Source organism: Ihuprevotella massiliensis (assembly GCA_900095835.1).
Lineage (GTDB): Bacteria > Bacteroidota > Bacteroidia > Bacteroidales > Bacteroidaceae > Alloprevotella > Alloprevotella massiliensis.
The window spans coordinates 1479321-1503859 of the sequence record LT608321.1 but is presented as its reverse complement, the minus strand read 5'-3'; the positions used below and the strand labels follow the sequence as shown (position 1 = coordinate 1503859).

The 24539-nt window shown below is 48.8% G+C and carries 33 protein-coding genes; 25 read left to right on the top strand and 8 right to left on the bottom strand.

Features of this window, described 5'->3' with window-relative positions; genetic code table 11:
• Positions 1–23: 23 nt before the first annotated feature.
• The 3 genes from BQ2633_RS06230 to BQ2633_RS06220 all read right to left on the bottom strand — a co-directional run bounded on the left by BQ2633_RS06230 (position 24) and on the right by BQ2633_RS06220 (position 4988).
• The gene (locus BQ2633_RS06230; protein WP_083233975.1) at positions 24–2663 is read right to left on the bottom strand and encodes a TonB-dependent receptor; all 2640 of its coding nucleotides are present in this window, start codon (positions 2661–2663) and stop codon (positions 24–26) included.
• Positions 2664–2672: 9 nt separating this feature from the next.
• A complete protein-coding gene (locus BQ2633_RS06225) occupies positions 2673–3467 on the bottom strand; it encodes a GLPGLI family protein (RefSeq protein ID WP_075565827.1) in 795 nt (264 codons plus the stop codon).
• Between the two features lie 846 nt (positions 3468–4313).
• Positions 4314–4988 carry an XRE family transcriptional regulator gene (locus BQ2633_RS06220; RefSeq protein WP_075565826.1) on the bottom strand — a complete coding sequence of 225 codons (675 nt, stop codon included), beginning with the start codon at positions 4986–4988 and terminating at the stop codon, positions 4314–4316.
• A 168-nt stretch (positions 4989–5156) separates the two neighbouring features.
• Between BQ2633_RS06220 and BQ2633_RS06215 the strand changes: the two genes are divergently transcribed.
• The 17 genes from BQ2633_RS06215 to BQ2633_RS06145 all read left to right on the top strand — a co-directional run bounded on the left by BQ2633_RS06215 (position 5157) and on the right by BQ2633_RS06145 (position 14215).
• Complete coding sequence (locus BQ2633_RS06215) at positions 5157–5534, top strand: hypothetical protein (protein WP_075565825.1); 378 nt, start codon at positions 5157–5159, stop codon at positions 5532–5534.
• Between the two features lie 30 nt (positions 5535–5564).
• The gene (locus tag BQ2633_RS06210; protein ID WP_075565824.1) at positions 5565–7589 is read left to right on the top strand and encodes a hypothetical protein; all 2025 of its coding nucleotides are present in this window, start codon (positions 5565–5567) and stop codon (positions 7587–7589) included.
• A 34-nt stretch (positions 7590–7623) separates the two neighbouring features.
• Complete coding sequence (locus BQ2633_RS06205) at positions 7624–8514, top strand: AAA family ATPase (protein ID WP_075565823.1); 891 nt, start codon at positions 7624–7626, stop codon at positions 8512–8514.
• Positions 8507–9139 (top strand): AAA family ATPase, encoded by a 633-nt coding sequence (locus BQ2633_RS06200; protein WP_075565822.1) that lies wholly within the window; start codon positions 8507–8509, stop codon positions 9137–9139. Before BQ2633_RS06205 ends, BQ2633_RS06200 begins: the two co-directional genes overlap by 8 nt.
• Positions 9132–9362 (top strand): hypothetical protein, encoded by a 231-nt coding sequence (locus BQ2633_RS06195; RefSeq protein WP_075565820.1) that lies wholly within the window; start codon positions 9132–9134, stop codon positions 9360–9362. The genes BQ2633_RS06200 and BQ2633_RS06195 overlap by 8 nt, the downstream gene beginning before the upstream one ends.
• Positions 9359–9841 (top strand): YopX family protein, encoded by a 483-nt coding sequence (locus BQ2633_RS06190; RefSeq protein WP_075565819.1) that lies wholly within the window; start codon positions 9359–9361, stop codon positions 9839–9841. The genes BQ2633_RS06195 and BQ2633_RS06190 overlap by 4 nt, the downstream gene beginning before the upstream one ends.
• A gap of 3 nt (positions 9842–9844) precedes the next feature.
• Positions 9845–10171, top strand: a complete 327-nt coding sequence (locus BQ2633_RS06185) for a hypothetical protein (RefSeq protein WP_075565817.1) — start codon at positions 9845–9847, stop codon at positions 10169–10171.
• Positions 10168–10368 (top strand): hypothetical protein, encoded by a 201-nt coding sequence (locus BQ2633_RS06180; protein ID WP_075565816.1) that lies wholly within the window; start codon positions 10168–10170, stop codon positions 10366–10368. The genes BQ2633_RS06185 and BQ2633_RS06180 overlap by 4 nt, the downstream gene beginning before the upstream one ends.
• A 25-nt stretch (positions 10369–10393) precedes the next feature.
• Entirely contained in the window at positions 10394–10639 is a 246-nt protein-coding gene (locus BQ2633_RS11310; protein WP_141700149.1) for a hypothetical protein, read from the top strand.
• 185 nt (positions 10640–10824) lie between these two features.
• A complete protein-coding gene (locus BQ2633_RS06175) occupies positions 10825–11271 on the top strand; it encodes a hypothetical protein (protein ID WP_083233973.1) in 447 nt (148 codons plus the stop codon).
• Positions 11272–11275: 4 nt separating this feature from the next.
• The gene (locus BQ2633_RS11450; protein ID WP_176720097.1) at positions 11276–11428 is read left to right on the top strand and encodes a hypothetical protein; all 153 of its coding nucleotides are present in this window, start codon (positions 11276–11278) and stop codon (positions 11426–11428) included.
• Between the two features lie 18 nt (positions 11429–11446).
• Positions 11447–11887, top strand: coding sequence for a hypothetical protein (locus BQ2633_RS06170; RefSeq protein ID WP_075565815.1), 441 nt, complete (start codon positions 11447–11449; stop codon positions 11885–11887).
• Positions 11875–12525, top strand: coding sequence for a DUF3164 family protein (locus BQ2633_RS06165; RefSeq protein WP_075565814.1), 651 nt, complete (start codon positions 11875–11877; stop codon positions 12523–12525). Before BQ2633_RS06170 ends, BQ2633_RS06165 begins: the two co-directional genes overlap by 13 nt.
• Positions 12526–12552: 27 nt before the next feature.
• Entirely contained in the window at positions 12553–12813 is a 261-nt protein-coding gene (locus BQ2633_RS06160; RefSeq protein ID WP_075565813.1) for a hypothetical protein, read from the top strand.
• Positions 12783–13334 (top strand): phage virion morphogenesis family protein, encoded by a 552-nt coding sequence (locus BQ2633_RS06155; protein ID WP_075565812.1) that lies wholly within the window; start codon positions 12783–12785, stop codon positions 13332–13334. The genes BQ2633_RS06160 and BQ2633_RS06155 overlap by 31 nt, the downstream gene beginning before the upstream one ends.
• Positions 13335–13351: 17 nt before the next feature.
• Positions 13352–13798: a hypothetical protein gene (locus BQ2633_RS06150; protein WP_075565810.1), complete on the top strand. Its 447-nt coding sequence runs from the start codon at positions 13352–13354 to the stop codon at positions 13796–13798.
• 12 nt (positions 13799–13810) lie between these two features.
• Positions 13811–14215, top strand: a complete 405-nt coding sequence (locus BQ2633_RS06145; protein WP_075565808.1) for a hypothetical protein — start codon at positions 13811–13813, stop codon at positions 14213–14215.
• Between the two features lie 169 nt (positions 14216–14384).
• Here BQ2633_RS06145 and BQ2633_RS06140 read toward each other — a convergent pair whose 3' ends face one another.
• The 5 genes from BQ2633_RS06140 to BQ2633_RS06120 all read right to left on the bottom strand — a co-directional run bounded on the left by BQ2633_RS06140 (position 14385) and on the right by BQ2633_RS06120 (position 19775).
• Positions 14385–15740, bottom strand: a complete 1356-nt coding sequence (locus BQ2633_RS06140; protein WP_075565806.1) for a phage minor head protein — start codon at positions 15738–15740, stop codon at positions 14385–14387.
• Between the two features lie 98 nt (positions 15741–15838).
• The gene (locus tag BQ2633_RS06135) at positions 15839–17272 is read right to left on the bottom strand and encodes a phage portal protein family protein (RefSeq protein ID WP_075565805.1); all 1434 of its coding nucleotides are present in this window, start codon (positions 17270–17272) and stop codon (positions 15839–15841) included.
• 2 nt (positions 17273–17274) lie between these two features.
• Positions 17275–17700: a phage protein Gp36 family protein gene (locus tag BQ2633_RS06130; RefSeq protein WP_075565803.1), complete on the bottom strand. Its 426-nt coding sequence runs from the start codon at positions 17698–17700 to the stop codon at positions 17275–17277.
• A 17-nt stretch (positions 17701–17717) separates the two neighbouring features.
• Entirely contained in the window at positions 17718–19271 is a 1554-nt protein-coding gene (locus BQ2633_RS06125; RefSeq protein WP_075565801.1) for a hypothetical protein, read from the bottom strand.
• 42 nt (positions 19272–19313) lie between these two features.
• Positions 19314–19775, bottom strand: a complete 462-nt coding sequence (locus BQ2633_RS06120; RefSeq protein ID WP_075565799.1) for a terminase gpP N-terminus-related DNA-binding protein — start codon at positions 19773–19775, stop codon at positions 19314–19316.
• 189 nt (positions 19776–19964) lie between these two features.
• On the opposite strand from BQ2633_RS06120, the gene BQ2633_RS06115 reads away from it, so the two are divergent.
• Genes BQ2633_RS06115 through BQ2633_RS06080 form a run of 8 tightly spaced genes read left to right on the top strand, consistent with a single transcriptional unit; the run spans position 19965 to position 24509 of the window.
• Positions 19965–20927 (top strand): HK97 family phage prohead protease, encoded by a 963-nt coding sequence (locus BQ2633_RS06115; RefSeq protein ID WP_075565797.1) that lies wholly within the window; start codon positions 19965–19967, stop codon positions 20925–20927.
• Between the two features lie 25 nt (positions 20928–20952).
• Entirely contained in the window at positions 20953–22017 is a 1065-nt protein-coding gene (locus tag BQ2633_RS06110) for a hypothetical protein (RefSeq protein WP_075565796.1), read from the top strand.
• A 6-nt stretch (positions 22018–22023) separates the two neighbouring features.
• Entirely contained in the window at positions 22024–22482 is a 459-nt protein-coding gene (locus tag BQ2633_RS06105; protein ID WP_075565794.1) for an N-acetylmuramoyl-L-alanine amidase, read from the top strand.
• A gap of 34 nt (positions 22483–22516) precedes the next feature.
• Positions 22517–22966 carry a hypothetical protein gene (locus tag BQ2633_RS06100; RefSeq protein ID WP_075565792.1) on the top strand — a complete coding sequence of 150 codons (450 nt, stop codon included), beginning with the start codon at positions 22517–22519 and terminating at the stop codon, positions 22964–22966.
• Positions 22938–23285, top strand: coding sequence for a hypothetical protein (locus BQ2633_RS06095; protein WP_075565790.1), 348 nt, complete (start codon positions 22938–22940; stop codon positions 23283–23285). Before BQ2633_RS06100 ends, BQ2633_RS06095 begins: the two co-directional genes overlap by 29 nt.
• A gap of 32 nt (positions 23286–23317) precedes the next feature.
• On the top strand, positions 23318–23821 hold the full coding sequence (locus BQ2633_RS06090) for a phage tail tube protein (RefSeq protein ID WP_075565788.1): 504 nt from the start codon (positions 23318–23320) through the stop codon (positions 23819–23821).
• Positions 23822–23865: 44 nt separating this feature from the next.
• Positions 23866–24180, top strand: a complete 315-nt coding sequence (locus tag BQ2633_RS06085) for a hypothetical protein (RefSeq protein ID WP_075565786.1) — start codon at positions 23866–23868, stop codon at positions 24178–24180.
• 41 nt (positions 24181–24221) lie between these two features.
• Positions 24222–24509 carry a hypothetical protein gene (locus tag BQ2633_RS06080; protein WP_141700148.1) on the top strand — a complete coding sequence of 96 codons (288 nt, stop codon included), beginning with the start codon at positions 24222–24224 and terminating at the stop codon, positions 24507–24509.
• Positions 24510–24539 lie beyond the last annotated feature (30 nt).

Below are 24539 nucleotides of genomic sequence, written 5' to 3'. Positions count from 1 at the left end.
TTGGTTTAAGTTTTCGGCTTTGCCTAAAGATTGATGTGAGCAGTGAGGGAGATGGACAATGGACGGAGATGATAAATCGTGTGAACTTCTTCTAGTTCCTCAAGCGAATGCGTAATCAGTGAGCGCGTGTTAGAGAGATTATCTCCGTTGAGTTGTAGTTCTATCCCCTTAGATAGCTTAAATTTCAGTTCTCCTCCTATAAAATAAAAGTCTTTCTGCTCAGTTCCTAAATGATTATTATGTGTATGACTCATGTGTAGCTTTAGAAACATGCGCGAAGGCCAAAGCCTCAGATGAAGGTTTGCGCGTTGTTCTAAATCACTAGTAGTGAAGGTGTGGAAAGTAGTCTTCGAACGATGGTGTTGCCATGTGGCATTGTAGTCCATACGACAGCCATTGAAGAGGTCAAAACTGAGCGCACCTCTCAGCACATAACTGGTGGTGTGGTAAGTGAGGAGCGATGATTGCAGTAGCATTTCCCTTTCTCCTCGACCGCCAGTAGCAGATAGTTCGCATTGTAGCGTTTGCCAATCTATATCTTTGCGCCCATAAGCCGTAATTGAGTATTGATGGCTATGATTTGGTCTGTAGGCAGCTTCAACCACCGTATGCGCCTGCGCATCTAAAGTAGTGCCATAGGCGATGTTGCTCCACATGCGATTCCAGTTTCCCTTGAGATGGGCAAAGAGACCATTGAAAAGATCTTTATAAGTTATGACAAACTGCGCACTTGCCTTGTGATTGTCGTGGAGTAGTGCACGATAGCGAGACAAATTCTTATAATTCTGCATCACATTGGCGGTCAATAATCTATCCCAACTCGTTTCTTGTGCAGTATAGTCTGCTTTCGCGTTGAAAGTCGTCTCGTTCGTAACCTTCCATAATAATGACCATGAAGGTAGAAATCTCGCTTGCAGACGATGTGCATCAGTGATTTCTTCGACTATCTGGTTATTGTCTAAAGCCGTGTAGTGAAAGGTAAAGGGAAGTTTCAGCGTAGATTGAAAGCTCCCTTTGGTGTAGTTGAGCACTGGTCCAACACCCACGATGGTCTGTAAGTGAGTCAAGTGTCCATGAGGAGCGATGAGCGCATCGGGGTGTGATAGGGAAGTGGTGGCTGCCGTATAGGTTGCATCAAAATGCGCCGTCCCAGACAATGTCCAATTTCGGGTGCGAAGGTTTTGTAGTAGTTCCACTTTGTTAGACGTGAAAATTGTGGTTAAATCCACGTCCTGTCTTGCCCGCATGTCGCCGCCGATGGTGAGTGCCTGAGGAGATGATGAAAAGCTCTGGGTGGAGTTCCATTCAAATCCTCTTCCCTTAGAGGTGCGATGCACCCAGCGTGTGCGATTGAGCAGCCCAAGTGATCGATAGTGCAGCGCTTGTTGGATAGCCGTAGCTTTCTGAGTTCCTAGAGATAGTGCCAGAGAATTTCGATACTCTGACAGAATATCCCCTTTCCCTTCTTCCCATTGTCCTAACAAGGAGAACGAGTTATAGAGAAAGTTGCGTTGGAGGTTCTTCTCGTAGGTGAGTTGTAGATCAGCCGTGTTTGTGTGCGTGCGGTCGGCTATGTTTTCACGGAGCAACAACTGTGAGGCATCAGGCAATAGATAACGAGTTTGTGCGAAAGAACTCCCTCTCGATAGGTTGTAGCTATAATTGAAATTATAATAGATGGTTGCACTGTCTGTGAGCTTTGCCAGATTGTTGAGATGTAGCCCATGTTGGTAACCCAACCAGCTATTACCAATGGCAGGGGTAGCGTGTTTCACCAAATCCATCATGTGCCGGTTAGTGTTAGCTGAAATCCCATAGTGCGCTAATGCAGCATCGAGTCCATTGCCCATGTTGTCGCCGCTGTATTGCAAGAGGTGTTGCTGAGCTTTGCCAAAGTACATAGCTCGTGCGGTTCCCTTCCACAGCATTCCCTCAGCGTAAGCCCCACTCCCTACTTCGACCGATTGGCTCCAAATGCCTTTGGCTTTATTCTTGAGTTTTAGGTTGATGGCTGCATTCGCAGAGGGCATTTGATCTTGTAGAGCATGAGCATGTTCGTGATTCTCCAACACCTGTACCGTCGCCACATCTTCTGCCTTGATGCTTTGTGTAGCAAGGTTGTAACGACCTTGCAGCATATCTAGATTTTCAATGTAGAAATGGTTGATGGGAGTGCCTTGGTATTTTATATTGCCATTGTCTTCTATGGTGATGCCTGGCAGCTTGCGGAGCACATCAGCGATTGTTCGATCATAGTCCTTGAGATAAGCCGAAACTAGATAGTTGAGAGTATCTCGATTACCACATATTTTTTGCGATTTCACCACTGCTTCTCGCAACTTGATGTCCTCTTTCTCGACTGAAAAATCGAAAGTTTGTGTCTGGTTTTTTATGGGAGACAGCTGCCTCTTAATGCCAAATCCAGTCACCTTAATCAAGAGCTCACTGAGCGAGGTTGTCGTTTGTAGTTGATAGAATCCTTGTTTATTGGTCATTGCATAGGCTACGACCGATGAGTCTGAAGGTTGGAGCAGCGCCACGATGCTTCCTTCCACAGGAGTTTTCCCGCAGCGCACAACCCCCTTTATACTTGTGGGGAGGGTCTGAGCAAAAGCTGTGAATTGACTTAAAGTCAAGAGCATCGCCAACAAGAGTCTTTGCATCGTACCTAATCAGAAGTCTAGAGGTTGAAATTGGGCAGGTTTCATGTCTATGGGCAAAGAACCTATCATCATAGTACCATTCATAACCGTAATACTTTCTATTTCTTCTGCTTTGATGTAGTAAGCTGGGTTACTAAGATAATTCGGGTTGCCAAACAATCGATTGCGCAGTTGGACAAATTTGTTGCGCCCACATTTAATGCTGCGTTCTGGCACAATATAGCTCATCTTCTCCTTGACAGCCTCTACTTTGCGACACTCAAAATGATGAATACCATCGTCTGATACAGCCCGCAAAATCAATCCTGGTAGTCCTTGGAGTCGCCAAGGTCCGAAATGGCTGGGGAGTTGCTCTGCAAACCATGCCATCCACTTTCTTCCACCATATTGGGCTTCAGCTTTTTGGCAAATGTAGCCACAAATCGTGTCGCGATCAGCAAGAAGCTGCCACTTCATGGATGGCATCTTTTCAGTAGTAAGATATTGGTAAGGAGGGATAGTTTCCACCGAGGTCATTTGTCCTTGTGGGTAGTTTTGCCAAGTGGTGGGTACATACAGCAACTGTTCGCTTTTGTCGTTCTCACCCTTGTGCCGCTTGTAGCCCATGGTGCAAGCTAGGTGTTGAGCTATTTGGGTCGTAAGCCCATGTTTCACTTCGACTTCTCTTCCCTGAGCGTTGAGGGTATGACAGGTATAGTCATAGTCTGCCACCAGTAGAGTGTGCGCTATGCTATCCTGAGATTGTCCATAAAGCCACAACGAAAAGATGAAGTTGATAGCTAAAAAGATAAATTTCTTTTTCATGGTAAATCCGTTTTTCTGCAAGGTTTTTTGAGGGCGATTGCCCGTCTAGGTAATAGAGGGCACAGAACGAAGCGTATCATTGAAGATATGCGAGAACCATCGATAACAATCGGGAAATGAAAGGGTTACAGCGAAATCACGGGAAATGCACCACAAAACGAAATGATACATGGCGTTACATTTGGGTTACATTTGGGGGCGAAATGATGGGCGCGTTGCTGCAAAGATGATACGTGTAGGCACGTTTGCGTTACATGAGGTGGCACAATGGTGCGATGGAGGGAGAAAAGGGCGCGAGAGAGGCTAAAAAGGGGGTTATTTGGGATGTTTGAGAATGGAGTGGCTGCGTGGCTGCTCCATTTGTTGTATATAGATGAGATTGCTAGTGTTTATCGGAGGAGTTAAGATGTAAGGATGTGTGCGTGGTATCGTGTTTTTGCCCTGTTTTACGCAGTCTCACAGAGGTTGATGAAGGGTTGCGCTAGGATGGCATTGAAAAGCCGTCAGAAGGTCGTTACAATGGCTTTCTGACGGCTTTTTTGTGGGATTATTAGGGTGTGAAGCAATGATCACTTGGGAGGAAAAAAATAGGGGTGGGGTTACAGGTGGGGTTACAAAGTGGGGTTACAAAAATATAGAAGTGGGGTTACAAAGTGGGGTGTTATGAGGTAGTGAGTGAGGGGGGGGAATATACGCTATTCTAATTGTAGCGTATATAATTGTTGTGAGTTGTATATGAAAATATATAGTCGTTTTTTCTTCTCTCATCTTATATATATGGGAATATCAAGATGTTAGCTTGACTGTCCTCTGGAAATAGGTCGTCTAACTGGGGTGGATACACTGTTAGGAGGCGGAGCGGATAGACCCTATGACCTTGAATATACGCAGTATGCGAGATATAGAATACTCTTGCTCGTCATACTCTTCGGTATTGATTGGGATGAGTCTCAGAGTGTCGGGTGAAGACCCTCGTCTTACGACCTTGACGGTTCGAATGTCTCCCATATCTACAGCATATACTTCTCCGAATTGGATGGTGTCTAGCGTACATTGTTTTAGTGCTATTATATCACCATTGTTTATTCTTGGGGACATGCTGTCTCCAGATAAATTACACCAGAAGTCAGCATGATTATAGGGCTTGAAATCGATAAAATAACTAGGTGTAGCGTGATGGTCATTGAATATCTCGTTGAAGCCTCCTAGAAAGTCAACGTCATAGTAAGGTAATCCTGCCGTTATTTGCTGGCTTAATTGGGGTATACCGTGTTCTGTATGTTTGTAGTCTATGCTTCCAATGCCCGTCAGAATCCAATCAGAAGACACACCAAACTCCTTTACAGTATTCTGAAGTGCCGAAACTCCAACATTGCTTCTCCCTTTGGATATTTCTGTCAAAAAGGAGGCGCTTACACCGATTTTTTTTGCAAAGCTCTTCTTATCGGTTACTTTTCCATGCTCTACAAGCCACTCGTATGCTTGTAAAAAACGCTCTGCTACATCTAAATTTTTCGCCATAATTCAGTATTCTGAAAAGAAAATCCAGAATTTCCTTGGTTTATAATACAGAACTCTGTATCTTTGCAGTGTGTTCAATTTGCACACGCCCCAAAGATACACAAAAATGGCGGTGTGAACAAAGAAAAGCACATAAACTAATATATCTCTAACAATTGTTCAAACAAAATGGAACAGAAAATTGTGAAGCGTCGTCTTGTTGTAGGCGCAGAAGTAGAAAGCTATCTAGCTAAAGTATTCGGCTGTAGCTATCGAATGATTAAGAAGGCTATGTACTTGAGTGAGAAATCAGACCTCGCTCGTCGCATCCAAAAGGCAGCTCGCGAAAAAGGTGCTTATGTTGAACTTTCAGCCCCCGAGTGTGACACATTCCATTTTAGTGATGGGAAAATGGTGCAGGTATTTGGCAATGGCGCAGTCCTCGAAGTTGCTATGCAGACAGGACATTGCATCGTTACTCATCACGACAAGGTCGTGAAAGAGGTTGAAGTATTGACCATCCCCCAGCTAGAACAATTGCAGCACGAGATAGCTCAATTGAAGTAGTAACCGCCCAATGGGCAAAACACAACAACAATGGAGTATTACAACAAGCAGCTATGCATATCAGCGCGAGAGTTGATAGATAAGGGGATAATCTCCTCATCTAATTACAAGCAACTCTCAGCTCGCGGTCGCATCCAAGTGGTGCGTCGTGGCGGTGGTGCTGCTGGTTGTTGCGCGCTCATCGCAGTCGATAGCTTGCCCACTGCTTACAAGACTAAGCTCGATGCACTCTACCCTGAGAAACATCAGATAATGCTTGAGAATTGGCTGCGGAGCAACTATGAGGTAGACCAACGAGCGATGGCTTACTACTCAAGCAAGGCAGAATGTGGTATTGACCTACCAATTGAGAAGGTCAACGAGTATGTGACCAACGCCAGCGTGCTAAACTGCGCCATCTACCTCTACAACCACACAGCAACGACGAAGAAGCTCTTTAAGGAGAAATTCAGTTGGGAGCGCATGTGTGCAGTGATTGAAGGACTGCGTGACCTCTATGGTCACACACTGCCCAGCAGCACATTGCGCTTCAGGAAGAAAGCCAATGAGTATAAAAAGGAGGGTTACAGCAGTCTTATTAGTGGCAAGTTTGGCAACCAAGCAGCGCGCAAGGTAGACCACAAGACCGAACAGCTTATCATTGGCATAAGCTGCCTCCCCAATAAGCCCTTCAACTCGAACGTAGCCGAGATGTACAACCAGTTTGTCTGCGGTGAGCTTGAGGTCTATGACCCCGAAACAGGCGCACTCTTCGACCCCGAGGACTTTGTGGACAAGGATGGTAACCCTAAGGAGCTGAGCGAAAGCACTATCAGCAACTACCTCAACCGCCCCAAGAACCGCCTCCTCATTGCCAAGGCTCACAACAGCTACACCACGTATATGCACGAGCAGATGCCCCACATGCACCGACATGCAGGAGAATTTAGCCTCTCTCAGATTACGATGGACGACGTGGACTTGACTCGCAAGCTCAAAGACACCAAGCAGCGCATCCATGCCTACTACGCTTACGATGTGGTCAGCCAATGCGTTATCGGTGCGAGCTACGCGCGGAAAAAGGACGAGCGACTGGTGCTCGACTGCTTCCGCGATATGTTCCGCTTGATAGACCGCCAAGGTTGGGGCATGCCAGCAGGTATCGAGGTCGAAAATCACTTGATGACCCAATACAAGAGTGGATTTTTGCAGGCTGGTGTAGCCTTCCCATTCGTTCGCTTTTGTGCAGCTCAAAACTCGCAAGAGAAGTATGCAGAACCTCTCAATGGTGCGAAAAAGCGTAGCATCATCCACAAGAACCACGAAGGTATTGGACGATTTTACGGCAAGGGCAAGTGGCGGACTGAGGCAAAGAAGGTGAGCGATGCCACCAACGAGCTCTACGAGGATAAGCAATACTACACCTACGATGAACTTGTAGCCGACGACCGTAGGGACTGTGCAGAATGGAACGCAGCCTTGCACCCCAACCAGAAGAAGTACCCCAACATGAGCCGTTGGGACGTGCTAGTAGCCAATATCAACCCCACGCTCCTACCGCTGGATAAAATAACCTTGGCGCGCTATATTGGTGAGCGCGTAGAAACCAGTGTCAGACGTAATTCCACCGTGCGCGTGATGGGCGAAGATTGGTGGTTGAGCAAGACAGAGGTGCTTGAGCAGCTCGCTCCTAATGACTACAAGGTATCCGCCTGCTATCTCCCCGATGAGGAGGGACGACCTACGGAAGTCTACCTCTATCAAGGTGACCGATACATTGATACAGTCGAGCGCGTAGAGACTTACAACCGCGTGATGGCAGAGCAGACCACCGAAGATCATGCCAAATTTGCCAAGCAACAACAAAAGGTTGCCAAGTTTAGCAAGTACGTCGAAGACAACGCCATCCCTCAGCTGGGTATCATTAAGCCCGACCCGAATTTTGGCAAGTCCGACTCTATCAAGCCCCTGCTAGATATTGATGACCTCATCATCCCCACTCCTCCAGAGGAGGACGACCACTACCTCCCACCGCCTGCCACGGACTACCGCGCACGAGCGTTGGAGAGCTTATAACATCCCTCACAGCCCCTTATAATAGCATACAAATATGATTACAACGGAGTACAAGCATAAGATTATGGCTGCCATCACAGCCAATCGCGCCAACTATCCCTCGGATGCCAAGCACGCAGCTGCCTTGGGTATGACCACCTCAGTATATAGTGCCGTCAAAAAGGGTCAGACCGACCGCGTGCTGAGTGATGGCGCATGGGTGAGTATAGCCCGACGGTTGGGTGTAAACCTACGCGGAGAAGTAGAATGGCAAGCTGCTAAAACTGCCACCTTTGAGTTTGTAAGCGCGCAACTTGAGGCATGTCAACGGTCTAGCCTTAGCGGTATCCTCTGTGACCTCCCTAATATCGGCAAAACCTTCACCGCGCGCCACTATGTAAAAACCCACCGCAATGCTGTTTACATCGACTGCTCGCAGGCTAAGACCAAGCTCAAACTCATCCGTAGTATTGCCTCTGAGTTTGGGGTGACGACAAGAGGACGATACTCCGACATCTACGATGACCTCGTCTATTACCTCCGCAGTATTGACCGTCCCCTTATCATCTTAGACGAGGCTGGTGACCTACAATATGAGGCTTTTTTGGAGCTGAAGGCCTTGTGGAACGCCTCAGAACGCTGCTGCGCATGGTACATGATGGGCGCAGATGGGTTAAGAGCTAAGATAACTCGTAGCATTGAGTCTCAAAAGGTAGGATATACCGAGATGTTGAGCCGATATGGTGACCGCTACGCACGGGTGACTCCCGATGATGGCAGAGACCGCGAAGCCTTTTTGCGCGAGCAAGCTAGAGTCGTAGCGATGGCAAACGCTCCTGAAGGCACAGACATTGGTAGCATCGTGCGCAAAACAGCTGGAGGATTGCGCAGAGTCTACACCGAAATCGAAAAAATGAAACTACAACAATCTAATCCCAATGAGTAAACGAGCATACAGCCCAGAGGAAGTAATCAAGAAGCGATATAAGGTGCTGGATTGGGATGGCAAGTGGGCAGCAGCCTTTGGTCATCCTACAATAGGTGAGATGTGGTTTGTCTCTGGTCAAAGTGCATCGGGCAAAAGCAGCTTCACCATGCAACTCGCACGGAAGTTTTGCGAATATGGTAAAACGCTCCTTTGCTCTTACGAAGAGGGCATTAGACAGAGTCTTAAAGAGCGACTCGAGCGATTTAGGATGCACGAGGTGAGTAGACGATTTAACATTATCATCTCCGACACCTATGATGAGCTGGTGGAACGTCTCTCTAAACAACGCAGTCCAGAGTTTGTCATCATAGATAGCTTCCAGTACACAGGATGGACATACGCACAGGCGTTAGGATTGACGGAAAAGTACCCCAAGAAGACCTTCGTATTTATTTCGCAGGAAGACCGAGGAGCACCATTAGGTAAACCAGCCATCCGATTGCGCTATGCCGCAGGCGTTAAGGTGCGTGTAACGGGCTTCAAGGCTTACTGTCAAGGACGCTTCAGCGGTGAGGCTGGAAGTTATTACCCCGTATGGGAAGAAGGTATATTGAGAATTGAAGCAGGAACCTACAATGAGTAATCAGAAGAACCCAGAAATCTACCTCATGCTCCTACCCAACGACCGCGTGGCTGATGTGCTTGAGGATTGGTTGGCGAGAAATCTAGCTTGCAATCTCACCCTTCGAAGAGCCAAGACAAAAGGGCATACGGTGATTGAAACAAGTGATGTGATCTTTGCTGCACGCATCCAACAATGGCATGGCTGCCAAAAAGTACATATCATAAAAGAAGAAAGGCAATGAGAACAATCAAATTTAGAGGACGTGACAGCCTAGGAAAGTGGCACATAGGGAACCTGTCCTATCGTCACGAAGAAAATCAAGTACTAGAGAGTAAAGAATATGAAGAGTGGTGCATCTACGAGCAAGACCAGTGGAACAGAAAGCATGAAATAAACTCCTCAACCATCGGACAGATAGTTTGCGAAGCAACCGCAGAGCACCCCGAGATTTGGGAGGGGGACATCATAGAGATTTGTGGAAATGACCCCACGTTAGCACAAAGAACCGTTGTTGAATGGCATAAGCCTCAAGCGGGATTTGTTGTGCTATTGACTGACCCAAGTAACAGAGACATGGAGTATTACCCACTATCTTTAGTCCTCTTAGGATTACAGGGAGAAGATGCATTTGCGATAAAAGTTATTGGAAATATCCACGATAACCCCGAACTTATCACAAAACCATTTGCGCAACCTCACGAAAAAGCTCAAACAAATTGAATTATGGGAAAAGACAGAGCCACCGAGTATTGGGACTACGAAATAAAGTGCGCAGCGGAGGACTCCGCCAAAGCACTTGCGGAGTATGAGCAAGCCAAAGAAGAAGAGTTTGAAGCCTTCCACAGACTCAAGGCAGAAGATAACAACGCAGACGCGGAAATAAAGAAAGAAGCGCACGAAATCCACAGACGGAAGTCTCTCATCCGTTCGCAAAAGTGGGAAGCTTTTTTGATGGTGTCAAAATGGGAATGTGAAACCAGAGAAGCAGCCGCGAGTTACAAGAAGCGGAAAGCAGCGAAAGAAGAAAACAATCAAAACCCGAAGCAATGAAACAAGACTACGAAGAAAAATTCTACGAAGCCGTCAAGGAAGTCGCAAAAGACCTCCCCCTCCAAGAAGCAGCGCGGATTTTTATCTGTTGCCTAATCCGAGACACCAAGCCCACGCAAGACGCGACAAGCATCATTCTAGAGATGACAAATTTCGACATCGAAGTGAAGCTAAAGTTCCAAACAGAGGGCAAGTAAAATAGAACAATACCCCCCAACAACCATGAGTAAATTAGTACAACGCCTAGCATTGCACCCCACACGCTACGACCTCGGACACGAGGAACATTACCTAGCTCGAGGATTTGTCTGCCCCACCTGCAACGGAACTGGCTGTCTCGGAGGCATAGCCTTCAATGAAGAACGATATCCTTGCAAACGATGCCAAGGCAAAGGACAGCTCCAAGCACGCATCACCGTAGAGTGGTCGAGCGATGAACAGAGTCAGCCCTTATTTACAAACCCATAAACCATTACGTTTTTGAATTGTTATGTTGATATCGGGGGCGCGTGGTACGTGAGTATAGTCCGCCCCACCTTTTCCAAGGGAGTGTAACGGCAGAGTGCTGCCGACGGAGGTGCAAAAAATCTTTAGCAAGCTCGCACCGCAGGTTCGACTCCTGCCCTCCCACTCTACAATCTATTAGCCAAATTATGAACTACTCAAGATTTTACAGCCTGTTCGCCAAGCTCCCCAAATATGGGGATGATGACGACCAAAAAGCCCAACTAGTCAGCGAGATAAGTCAAGGGCGCACAACCTCACTACGTGAGCTTAGCCAGCAAGAGTATAACAGTCTTTGCTCTCTCCTCGAGGAGCGCATGAGCATCCGTGATAACCTCCGCAGACGACGTAGCGCGCTACTCCGACAGATGCAGCAGATGGGCATCAAGACTCACGATTGGCAAGTGGTCGACCAGTTTTGCCTACAACCGCGCATCGCAGGTAAGCCTTTTCGCTATCTTAGCCTCGCTGAACTTACGGCACTCTCGCGAAAATTACACGCCATAGACCACAAAAGACCAACGCAGAGCACAGAGCCAAAGGTTAAGATGCTCTACTATAAACCCTCAATTAACTCACAACAACTCCCCTCCTAGCACCATGGAAGAAGACCTCAAAAATTATCTAGAAGAACTCAAAGAAGAGATACGCATCGAGATGCAAGACCACACCTTGACCCAGCGTGCCAAGTTTTACGAACGTCTTGCCGATTGGGCGTATCAACGTCAAGAAAAAGTATTACAAGTCCTTTAACCCTAATCCCTATCTCCTATGATAAGTCTAGTCACCGCCAAAGTAATGCGCTCAGATGAAGCGCGAAACAGCAACGTCGCCAAGAGTGAGAGATACCTAGTTGAGCATACTCCCGAAGAGAGTGCAGGTGTCGTGGTTGCTAACTGGCTAGAATGCAGCAACGCAATGGTAGAAATAGAGAGTGTCGTACGCCAAAAGAATACAACGCTCCGCTATCAGAATCCTGAACCACCAGCCATCTACAAGGTCACTCTACATGAATATCAACTCACCGAGAAAGGCAAAGTCAAGAAAGTCCCTCGTAGAGTGTATGTCGAGGGAGAAGACCTAGAATGTGGACTAAATGCCACTATCAAAGAAGAAGGGCTGCATGAATCACAAGACCCCTCGACGGAGGTCGTATCCATCTGTAAAACCAATATTGTCGAATTTATAACCTCCCCACAATGGAACAAGTAACCATGACCCCCGAAGAGCGCGCAGAATTTGAAGCCTTTCGCGCTGAAAAAGAAAAGAAGGCAGCAGAAGAAGCACGCAAGCAAGCGCGCGTAGAGTATGCAGAACTAGTAGATGCCGAAGTTATCAAAGCCGTGGAAGAGCTTGAGTCTCTCAGCCAACAAATCAAAGCCACCAAGGAAAAAGTGTACAATGATTTTTCGACGGTACTGGATATGAAGAGTGAGGTGATAGGCATACCTAAGGACAATCAACGCAGCCACACCTTCACGACGAGTGACAGCCGATGCCGAATTATCCTAGGCGTGCACACGGTAGACGGCTACCGAGATACCGTGGAAGATGGTATTACGATGGTCAAGAACTACATAGAGAGCTTGGCAAAAGATGAAACCACGAAAGCACTTGTATCGGCAGTCCTCCGCCTATTGGCACGCGATGCCACAGGGCAAATCAAGGCATCTCGCGTGCTCCAGCTCCGTAAAATGGCAGATGAAGTGGGTGACGAGAAATTCTGCGAAGGTGTACGCATCATCGAGGAGAGTTACCAACCCACAGTGACCAAACAGTACATCAGGGCTGAGAAAAAGGATGACAACGGAGCTTGGCAAAGCATCCCCTTAAGCGTGACGGAAGTGTGAGAAGCTAACGTCTAACATCAACCAATTATGCAGCACCGAAAGGGAAGAAGTTATATTAAGCGTGTCTTGGAGATACAAGCTATCTACGATGAGTGGAGTCGTATCGGACTCTCCAACCGAGAGATTTGGCGACGGCACATCTATCCTAAGTATTGCATCTGCGAGCGCACCTTTAACAACATTATCAACCGACAAGTCGAAGAGGACAAATTGCCCTCTTCGGCTTTGCTGCATACCCCCGAACAAGGATTACCCTTATGGCAACAAACAAAGACTTCCGCGAAATAATCCGTCATATCCTGCAAGATGTGCGAGTAGAACTAGATGATGCTTTTGACCGCAACTTTGAGCGACAGGCTTTTTTTTCGGAAAAATGGGCGCGCGCTAAGCATCCCTCTAAGGCAGGACGACATGTGCTGGTGGACAGTGGTGCGCTCCGTCGCAGCATCCGTGGTAAGGTAAGTGCAGGTAAGATCACTTGGGAGAGTACGCTGCCCTATGCTGCTATTCACAACGAAGGTGGAGAAATCGTTGTCACAACCAAGATGAAGCGTTTTTTTTGGGCTAAGTACTACGAAGCCAATAAGGGCATGGGCAGGCGAAAAAATGGCGAGCTGAGGGCGAATAAGCAAAATGTACAATTAGGCGCGACAGCGGAATTTTGGAAGCGCATGGCACTTATGAAAGTAGGTAGCACCATCACCATTCCCAAACGACAATTCATTGGCGCATCTCCTGAGGTGGAGCGCATCGTGGAAAGTATTATCGATGAATGTCTAGATGAGTTTTTCAAACAGTACGAACTATAATATAACAGCATTAGAATATGGTCAGAAAAGAAATCTACCAGCGCATTGTAGAGCAATTGCGCACAGCATTAGGTGGTGAAATCAAGCACATAGACTTGTGGAATCACAACGTGGAATTTATCGAGCAGGAGCAGCAATGGTCTCGTCCTGCAGTGTTTGTTGAGTTTGGTGCAATCAATTGGCAGCGACTTGGCGGACAGCCCAATGCGATGCGTGGTGAAGGCACGGTGTCGCTGCACATCGTCACCGATTGGGTGGGTAGCACGGCACTAGGTGAGGACACAGACGACTTTGCAGCCTTCGAGTTGTCAGAGCGCATTTGCTCCGTTGTTAGAGGGTTACGAGGTGAGCACTTCCACGGCATGGAGCTTATCACGACCCACACCAACCACAACCACGAAGAGTTGCTGGAGAACATTGAGCAGTTCAGGTTCATTGTAGTGAAAGAGTCAAATAATCCCTAACAATTAAATGATATGAAAAAAGAAATTAAAATTGGGAGCTTCTTCCGCGGCAACGAAAAGTACGGTGAAGAACTCATTAAAGCTTTTAAAGATGCCGGGGGTGAGAATATTGTGGAGTACAATGGTCGTGATGAAACCCAAATCTATTACCTGACAGAAAAGTATCAAATCTCGCGCGCCCAGACCGAAGTCATTCACCACCTCTTCTTAGCGAAAAGCCCAGAAAATGAAATCACCATCGACGACCTGCGCGAAGATGAAGATATGACCCGCCCGCAATTCCCGAGCATCTTCAAGGTCGTGCCCTGCATTTCTTTCACGCCACTCATCTCACCCGAAGACGGTGAGGAATACGCCTACATCCTCACCAAGGAACAGATGAAAACGATTGACGAAACTTTAAAGGAACTCTTGTGAACACTGTAATCACCCGATTTTGAAATAAAAATCACGTCAAGACAACAAAACTCCGCAAATCATTTGGTGGTTTGCGGAGCTTTTTCTATCTTTGCGTCATCAAGATGTCGCTGTTAAAGAGCGCGATAACTTCAAGCTTAGCCTTCTTGATAAATCAGCTGAGTGTAAATTACTCAGCTGATTTGTTTATTATAGTGGTTAGATAAGAGTTAAGTTCTTTGGTATCACTGTTTTTGAAGTCCTTACTCATTATTAGAGTCGCTTTCTCTTTGTATAGAATATAGCACTCTATTATTGCACCAGAAACAAAGTCTTCCCTTCTACCACTTATTTGTTTTGCAAGCTTTTTGCTGCGTAAAGGAAAACGATTCATATGTGCATTGAGGTCAAGCACCACAATTTTGCATGTTTGCTCCTTAGCTTTTCTGAAAGCATTTCTGACACCTTTCTCGCTTTCAATACCCTTTCTATCGGCTCTTACGCCGTTAATGAGATACTCGGGATTCTTACGTCCATCTGTTATGTGTTCTCTTATCTTGATATGCATATCGGGAAAATTTCGAAGTAGTATACGAGCTGCCTCAGTGTTGAGTTTTATCTCATTTTGGTCGGCTTGCTTACTTATCAGTAGGCGTCTTCCAAACTCTTTGTCTGTGATGCACCCAGCACTGTCCATGCAGTCACGCAGCAAAGCACACCCAGCACAAAGCTCATTGGCATCCGCCTTTCCAAACTTCCCTTTTGCCAAGTCGCAGTCGCTACATCGCTTGATAGTGTAAGGATTGTAGTCGGGGAACACCTTGCGTTGCTTTCCTGGATTAAAACGAAACATCTCACTCTTGCCCTTACTCTTTTCCTGCTGCTCAGCTAGAGCCTTGGTGCGCTTAGACAGCTCATCCTCTGACGTCTGCTCGTGTGACGACTTACGTACCTGCACCGCCAAACAGCGACAATTCCATCCATTGGGTGGATAATGCGTATCCCAAAAGGGATGTGACACGGGTAGCGTAGTTCCATTGAGCGCAGCGTGCTCTTCGCGAACGTGACTATCTCCTACCGTGCGATATTGCAGGTAGTATCTATCCCCATCCCTTTCGTATTGTTCCCACTTGGCAGCCATCTCTGCAGAGGCAGTAGCAAAATTGTACTCCGCTCGTAGGTAGTTGCGGTTATAGGTTTCGTCCACCTTTCTAACGTCGTTGTAAAAGCGGTCGAACGGCTTTCTTTCTCCGTGTTCGTCAAGCAAGGACGGAAAGGCTTCATGGAGTTCGTGGAAAGCCTTCATGCCCGAGAAAATCCAGTCACTTTTTTGAAGCGATAAGCGCATACTATCACTCATCTTAACCTTGTCAAACGTACTATCAAGCACAGCAGCGTGAGCATCGATAAAATCTAATACCTCACTCTCACGCAAAACCTCCACATCTAGCATCGCCCCCTCTTGTCTGTAGAGAGCGCGCATCATCCCCTTGAACTTTTTCTTTAGTTTTTCGCGGTCTGCCTCGGGGACATCCTTACGCCCCATCTCAAGGTGAGACGAGCATCCACAGCTACATCCCTCTCCATGGTCGCAGGTGAGTAGCGCGCGATACCGAGCATGCAGCCCCTCATAATCAGAGGGGCTTAGTCGAAAAAAGGTTGCTTGGTCTTAGCTTGTGCCTGCAGTGTCTCCAGCCAGACTTGGCGCGCATCTACCTCGTGGGCAGACTTACCCTCAAGTTCTCGGCTCAATCGGGTCAGATAGTCGTGCAGGAGCTTCTTGTTCTTCGCCTTGTCCTTGTCTTTATCGTCGTCATTGTCTCCGCCTCCCAAGGGGTCGAAACCACCACTGCGACGTTCGCCTACAGGCATACCGTATTTTTCCTCGAAGTACGAACCATCCACCTCATAATTGTTGAGTACCATCTGCTCATAAGCGATTTGTTGCTCAGGAGTATAGTCCACAGAGTAGTCCCACTCGAACGATAAGCCCTGCACGGGGAAACCATGCAGCACCATGCGTGGCAAGAGGCGATTGTTGATAATGTCGCGCAGCATGTCGCAGTCCTGTTCGATGAGGTTTTTGAACACCTCAAGGTGAGTCTGTGACTGAGAAAGGGAGCTACCGTCCTCAATGGTCATGGTCTGTTGTAGGATGAGCTTAGATAGCTCAGAGTTGGCGCGGTCGATACGTCGGTCATAGACGTTGTAAGCATCGCCACGGCTATTTTCGACAACCTCAATCTCTGTACCCTCTTGCACCACCGCCCACAAGGCAGCCCCCATGCCCTCCATCATTTTTTCCATTTTTGCACGCTCCTTGTCGTCACGCGTGGTGGTTTTTGCTATGCGCATGGGCATACCAAAAATCTCGCTGAAGGTGTCCCAAAATCCGAGAGCATTTTTCTTGGGGATGGTCTGTGTGGCAGCCTTGAGATAGAGTCCAAGGTCATCAGCACTACCAACTTCTATGTACCAATCGCGCAGGTTGTCCGCGCGGTAATCAACCCCAGCCTTAGCATCCTCACCCACTTGGCGCACGACTACTCCGTACTCAGGAAGCACGTGCTTACGAGGTATAATCTTAGTCTCTGTGTACATCCGCTTGCCATCCTCATTAACGATGACATCTCCCAACTCAATGAGAGTATATCCCCAATAGATGTTGCTCAAGGCTTGCGTGATAAATTGCTTAAACCAAGGGGCATCAAATAACTTTACAGCCTCCTCATCTGCCGTGCCATCTGCCTTTTCGAGTTTGAAGGAGCGCGCGAGGACAAAGCCTGTGCGCTGTCCCACACAGCCCGATAGGTGCAAGTCTACATCTACATCTCGATATAAGTCGTAGAGTCGTGCGCGATTAGGGTTATCTACATTGATAGCCATCTGCCAAGCCGACCGCCAATCTTTCAAATCCTTGCGTGTGAGTGCATCTGTCTGTCGTTGCATCTCTACTACGGTGCGCTTTAGCGCAGCACGGTCACTGCTCTTGGCGAGGTTATAAGTGCCATAAGCAGTGTGTAATACATTATCTTCTTGTGGGGCAAACCAGCCCTTAAATTTGGATACTAAGCTCATAATTACCAGCTATAATGTTGTTTTTTTTCGCAGCCATACGAAATACTCGATGGGCTGTTGTCTACTCCGTTGCTACCACTACCTGCCAAAGGGAGGTCGGGGAGGATAAAGCCCCTTGCTACCCCCTCTAGCCACTTAATGGCGCGCTCATATCTCTCCTTACGCACCTCCGCTCCCATGCGCTGCTGTGTAGAGGCAGATAGGTGGTAGAGTGCAACGTCCACCGTGTACATCACGATGAGTCGATTGCGTGCCTCCCCCTCTGCAGCGTAGATAGCCTCGCAGTCGTATTTGGGTCGGAGATAAGAGCATATTTCTTCCTTTGCCTCGGCTTCCGCGTTAGCTATGTTGGCAGCATCAATGCGTGAGAGTACGCCTAGAGCAGCTTCGCCAATGACCACCTTATAGTCTTCCTGATTGACAAACATATCGTCTTATATTAGAGTTACCATACTTTGTTTTTTGCCGATGGGCGCATCCCCATCTTAGGCTCATACCGCTGTTGTCGGGTGTGCTTTTGGAGTATCCAAATAGCCCCCTCGTCAGCATCGGGCGCATCATCGTGGACAGAGCTACCGCGCTCCAGAGCGAGCGTTTGGTCAATGCCTGTCTGCATGTCGATGTTGTCGCGCAAAGCCTCGTTGTACCACACAAAGCCACGCTCCCACAGTGGAGATACGGCTTCAATGCGCTGTATCTTGTCGGGTTTCTTTCGATAATCGCCCATGATGGGGAGTTGATAGCCACGCACCTCACCCTCTGCCGTGAACTCATCTAAAATGATGTCCTGCATGAAGTTAGCCTCCATCAAGAACGGCACTGCCACGCCCTCAGGCAAACTCTCGTAGAGGTCGTAGAGCCAGCGCACCATGGCATTGACACTATCTTGGCGCACCCAGCAGTTGATAAGGTGCAGCTCGTTGCCAATCTTTCCCCAAAGGCGCGATGCCTTGAAGTCATTACCGCGCGATTTGAAGGATGGATCAGTGTAGCACACAAGCGCATCGTACTTGTCGAGCTTGGGGAGTTTTTTATACTGAATCCACTCTTGTTTGAAGATGCTCCCCTCCATGATAGGATTATGCATCATCTCTTTCTGCCAAGAGCGGTATCCGGCAAAGGCTGCATATTCCGCAGCTTCTTCCTTTGTCCATTTCTCTGCCCACACAGGGTTACCGTCACGGTCTACAGCCTTAATCTCAGAGACATGGACACTCTTAGTGGCTGCTATATTGGCAAGTACAGAAGTTTTTGAAATTAAGTTGCCGACCATGATAAAACGACCACGACCCACGTCGAGTGAGCCAAACAACGCCTCCTTAACCCAGTCAGTCAGCTCACGCACGCGTCGTGGATTTTTGCAGAGCTCGTCATCGTCTAAGTCATCAATGACGATGTAATCGGGGCGTGACTCCTTATAACGTAGACCACGTGGAGATTGTCCGCGACCACGTGCAAAAAAGGCAATATCCCCTTGGGTCACAAACTGACCATCCTCCCATGAGCCAACATTTTTGAATTGACCGAAGTCAGCTATCAATCGCTGGTTATACTCTAGCTCTGCTTGCAAGTCGCCTAACAACGTCTTAGCAGCATCCTCACTCTTACCGACAACCACCATTACATGTATAAGGGGTTGAGGTTGTATCATCATCCAAATAGGCACAAAAATGTCAAAGTGGGTGCTTTTGGCGTGACCGCGAGGCCATTTGAAGACCGCCTTAAGGTTGGGTGTTTCTTTTACCTTTTTCGCAGCTGCATTGTGGAAAGGTGCGTTGTGGATGGTGCGCAGCACCTCCCCTGTGGTCTTGTCGCGCAGGGTCAAAAAGTGAGGAAAGTAGTACTCGCAAAAGGCTGCATAGTCCTTCTGCAGGCGCGCGATACGCTTGTCTTTTTCGACTGCTGTTTCCAGCGTACTGGCTACTGCTGTTTGGGACTGTACGCGCTTACAATGCTCCTTCCATTCTTCAAGGGCTTTCTTACGTTCGGCTTGTGTCATAAGGGGATTATAATAGGGTTCGAGTGTGCTTATAATGTTGAGCTACTGCGACATCATCTCCACGATATACTTGTCTTGGTAGGTGTTGAAGAGTTTGAGCAGCTCAGGTGTAAGGTTTTTGTCTGTCTGTGAGCGGAATACTAGCCAATTTGAGAAAGCCATGAAGGACTCAATGGTATCTACCACATTTGCCTTTTTATCCAACTTGTCTATGACGGAGGCTAGTTTGGCGAGCTTATCGCCCAGTCCAGAGATGAGGGTTGGGTTGTCACTCTCATGTACTTGCTCTATGAGTTTGTCTATGGTAAGCAGGAGCTTATTGACGAGTTCGGGTCGGGTGATATTTTTGGCTGCACGCTGCTCCCTCCACCCCTCAGCTGAACACCAGCGAGAGATGGTCACGCGTGTCATCCCTATCTTGTCCGCTATCTCTGCTTGCTCCATCCCCGAGAGATAGAGCGAGCGAGCAAGCGACTTTTTCTTATCGTTTTCTGTTTTTTTCATGCGCTGTAAATGCTTGATTATAGTGCAAAGTTGCCCCTTTTTTGTGGGGTGTAAAAAAAAGGTTTGCAACCGTTGCATATATCTGTGCAAGGGTTGCAAACTTAATTTTTAAGGGTCGAAATAACGCAGTAATATTGCACCAGAAATCCCGCTCTCAAAGGGCATAATCATCAAATCAACCAAAAGACAATGGGCAAAAATAATACCTCTAACCGAGTCCGACTGACCAATGACTCTCTCAACTCTTACGGCACGAGAGTTTTGACCGATGGCTTGGACATCGAGCAATATAATCGCAACCCCGTGTTGCTCTGGATGCACTATCGTGGTCAAGTCATCGGTACAGTCACCGACCTCAGGAGAGAGCATGGAGAGATTACGGGGCTACTCAATTTCGATGAAGCCTCCGAGCTTAGCCAACGCTGCAAAAAGCAATGGGAGTTTGGCTCTCTGCGCATGGTGAGCGTTGGCATCGACATCTTAGCGTGGGACGATGACCCCAATCTTGCAGTGGAGGGTCAGACCATGGCTACCATCACCAAGAGCAAGCTCACTGAGGTGAGCGTGGTAGACATCGGTGCTAACGATGATGCCATCCGTCTCAACTATCAAGGACAGCAACTCAACCTCTCGGCAGGCGGAGCATGCCCCCTGCCGTCACTATATAATCAATCTAACCAACCTCAATCAACCTATCCTACCGAAATGGACACCAAAGTATTAGCCCTCAAGTTGGGCTTGCCCGAAGGGGCAGATGAAACGGCTATCTATGCCAAAATCGATGAAATCAAAGCCACCAGCACAGAGGTCGAAACCCTCCGTGCCGAGAAAGAAGCGGTCATTCAGCGTGAGGTCGAAGCCCTCGTTGATGGCGCAGTCGCTGAGAAGAAAATCGAGCTGAAAATGCGCGACCACTTCCTCCAACTTGGCAAGTCTGTCGGTGCAGACAATCTCCGTACCACCTTGCAATCCATGTCACCACGCGAAAAACTCTCTGCCACACTCAACTCCTCGGGTCAGGCTGTCCAGCCCAAGACCTATGCCAAGCTCAGTGATGTGCCTAGCGAGGAGCTCATGCAGCTGCGTGAGAGCGACCCCGACCACTACAAGCAACTCTATAAGGCAGAGTACGGTATTGACTGTGAACTCTAATTGCTAACCTCAAAACCACAAAATTATGCAGAAAATAATCCTACAAGCTGTCACGGCTCTCTTGCTCAACACTCTATCGGGAGCCACCATTGCCCTGCTCTTGGGCATCCCTCCCATTTTGGGAGCCATCCTTGCCGTTGCAGGCAGCGTATTGCTCTCCATCTATCTCCCTGCTAGCAAGTATCCCATCCTCCGTGCTGGGGTCTTGAAAGAAATCTGGACTGGCGAGCTGGTGAAGCAACTCCGTCGTTTGGAAGGAGCCACTTGGCTGGATGGCATCCCCGATGCCTCTAGCTTAGCCGAAAATGATGTCATCCACCTTGTAGATGTCGGTGTCGACCCCGATGTGCTCATTAACAATACATCCTATCCCATCGAGGTGCAAGAGCTTAAAGACGGAGATATCGCGCTCAAGCTCGACAAGTTCCAGACCAAGGCTACTCCCGTCACCGACGATGAGATGTACGCAAGCTCGTATGATAAGATGGCGCGTGTCAAAGAGTCTCACGCTATTGCTATCAGCAATGCCAAGTTTGTCAAGGCTGCCCACGCCTTTTGCGCCCAAAAGCATACACCACAAACCCCAGTGCTTAAGACCACTGGCGAAAAAGACCCAGAGACAGGTCGTGTCAAGATGGTCATGGCAGACGTCATCAATCTTAAGCGTGCACTTGACAAGTTGGGTGTACCAGCAGCAGGTCGTCGCCTAGTGCTTTGCTCCGAACACGTCAACGACTTGTTAGTGACCGACCAACGCTTCAAGGAGCAGTACAATATAGACCGCACTGATGGTAGAGTTGGACGTCAATATAGTTTTGACATCTATGAGTTTGATTTCAACCCCGTCTACACCACGGCTGGCGTGAAGAAGTCTGTAGGTGCGAAGGCTGAAACGGGAGAGTTCCAGTGCTCTTTTGCCTTTTTTGAGCAGCGCGTCTTCAAATGCACTGGCTCCACGAAGATGTATCACTCCGAGGCTGGAACAGACCCCCAACATCAACGCAATCTGATGAACTTCCGTCACTACTTCCTCGCTATGCCCAAGAAGCAAGATGCTGGAGCAGTGATCATGAGTGCACACAAACCCTAATGCGCTATGGCTGAACTCAAATATCTCGTTATCCACTGCACCGCCACTCCCGAGGGGAGGGAGGTGAGTGCTGCCGAGCTGCGCCATTGGCACACCGACCCCGTGAGTAAGGGAGGGCGTGGCTGGAAACAAGTGGGCTACACCGACATGTTTCATCTCGATGGCAGCGTAGAGCGACTCGTTGACAACAATGAGGATGCCAACGTCGACCCTTGGGAGCTGACCAATGGTGCAGCAGGCTTCAACTCCGTGTCACGCCACATTGTCTACGTGGGTGGACTTGCCAAAGACGGCAAGACTCCCAAAGACACACGCACTGCCCTGCAACGCTCCGAGATGGCACGCTACATCCGCGAGTTTCACCAACGCCACCCCAAGGTGCGCATCGTGGGGCATCGCGACCTCAATCGAGCCAAGGCTTGCCCCAGCTTCGATGTGGGTGCGTGGCTCAAGGTTATTCTCTAATTACTAACATCTAATCTCTAATGTATAGCAACCAATGATCGACTCCCTCCTCACGCTACTACAATGGCTCTTGCCCACTGGGAGTGTGGGAGCGGTCATTGTGTGGCTCACCAGCAAAACTCTGCGCCAAGCACGCACAGCCAAAGAGGTGCATGACACCTACAAGGCTATGTATGAGGACGTGCAAGGCACACTCATCAACCTACAGCATGATAACTCCCAACTCCACGACGCCATCCTCCGCCTTGAAGCTACCATTCGTCGCGCTACGGAGTGTCGCTATTACGGCACTTGTCCTCTGCGCAGCGAGTTGCAGCAGCTCAAGGCGCGTGACAGCGACTTCCAGCTCGTCCACCCGAGTGGTGGCACAGCACGCGGACAGCCTGCGCACCGCAAACTCTGTCCTACAGACGACCATAGTGAGGCGAGAGGGAGTGAGTGCGGACAGTCTATCGATGACGATTCCGCTGACCAACCTCCGTGACCTCCCCCAAGGGGCTAGCTACACACAGCGCAAGGGGCGCGCCCAAGTCACCATCCGCACCCTCCACGACACGCTCTATCTCGATGCATCGTGCGACAGCCTGCAACAGCTCGTCACCTACTATCAGCAGCGCAGCAACTCCTATCAGCGCACCGCAGCGCGAAATGCCCTGCTGGCAGAGCAGACCTTGCAGAGTTATCACCAAGAGGTCAAACGCACATCAGCCTCGTGGTGGGTAGCCCTCGTGCTTGGCATCGCACTTGTGGCAGTGCTGCTCTACTACATCGCCATCCGCAGCCATCTGTTTAGCTGGCTCTAACGTCTAATCTCTAACGTCTAAACCCTACAACCATGTCTGACTACAAACTAGGCACTGACCTCATCCTCTCGCTCAATGGCAAGCCCATGGGCTACTCCGCCACGTGCAAAATCTCCAACTCGACCGAGACGGGCGAGCGCGTCACCAAGGAGCGTGGCGAGGGACGATTCAAGGAAAAATACGTCAAATCTGTCTCCGAGCAAATCACCACTGAGGGATTTGAAGTGACAGGCTCTCGCACGCCCTATGCCGACCTCAAGAAACTCATGCTGGAAGGCACGCCCGTCAAGCTCACCTACTGCTTCATGGGAGAAACCGCTGCCTACTCTGGCACTTACATCATCACCTCTCTCGACCTCGATGCACCTGCTGGAGATGACGCCAAATACTCCCTCACGTTCGAAAACTCTGGAGCCGTAGCACCTGAGACCCTCACAGCCAAACAAGAGCGCACAGCAACAGTAGCCAGTGCTGCATCCACACCTGCATCCACACTTGCATCCACACATGAATCCTCCGAAACCCATTCAGCATAACGTCTCATCTCTCTAACGTCTAACATCTAATCTCTAAAAGCTATATGAATACTCTCACTCTTGATGGCAAGACCTATCCTTGCCGTGTCACCATGGGCGCATTTGTTCGTTTCAAACGCGAAACAGGGCGCGACGCATCACAGCTCGATGCCACAGACACTGCCGACAACCTCCTCTTCCTCCACTGCTGCCTACTCTCTGCCTGCAATGCCGACAAAGTGGAGTGCAACATCGACTTCCTCACATTTGCCGACCTCCTCGCTCCCAGCGACATGCAAAACTTCTACGCCGACATGGCTAGCACGGCAACCGACAGCGAAAAAAAAGAGACACCCCAAACGGAGACACCCGAAACCTAGACATAGACCAACTGCTAGGCATTGCACTTGGAGCCATGGGCATGGCGCGCTCCGATTTTGAGGGATGCACACCCACGGAGTTCCACGCTGCACACACCGCATGGACGCAACACCAACAACAGCAGCAGCGCACCTCGTGGGAACAAACACGCATCCTCGCTCTCTGCACGCTCCAGCCACACTCCACCCAATCGCTCACTCCTACAGAGGTTCTACCCCTGCCATGGGACAAGGAGCAGCTCCCCAGCGAGCCCCAACTCTCGCCACAAGAGCGCAAGGCACGCTACGAAGCTGCCCTTGAGCGATATGGAATGTCCGACAATGCCTAACGTCTAATTTCTAACGTCTAACTTCTAATC